Genomic DNA, 239 nt, shown 5'->3' on the forward strand with positions numbered 1-239 from the left:
GGTACCGTCGGGACCGTACGCGACGACCTCCTCCGGCTGGTCCCGAGGCACCGTCCAGATGTAGCCTTCGGTGTCGATCGACGGCTTCGTCATGCCCGAGCGGGTGTCGAGCTCGGTGTACTCGCCGTTCGCGGGGACGCGGAGGATCGCGCCGGAGCCCGTCCAGACCGCCGCCGTCCGGCGTGCGGCATCCGTTTCGACGGCCCGGGCGTCGAGACTCTGCAAGGCCTCCCCGAAGC

Annotated in this window: 1 protein-coding gene; it reads right to left on the bottom strand. The window is 71.1% G+C overall.

All coding sequences use genetic code 11. From position 1 onward, the window contains the following. Positions 1-225, bottom strand: a 225-nt coding sequence (locus NLU14_RS22825) for an LpqB family beta-propeller domain-containing protein (RefSeq protein WP_275710912.1), incomplete at its 3' end; no start/stop codon positions are given. Positions 226-239: the final 14 nt, after the last annotated feature.

The sequence above is a fragment of the Marinobacter iranensis genome (assembly GCF_029207565.1).
Lineage (GTDB): Bacteria > Pseudomonadota > Gammaproteobacteria > Pseudomonadales > Oleiphilaceae > Marinobacter > Marinobacter iranensis.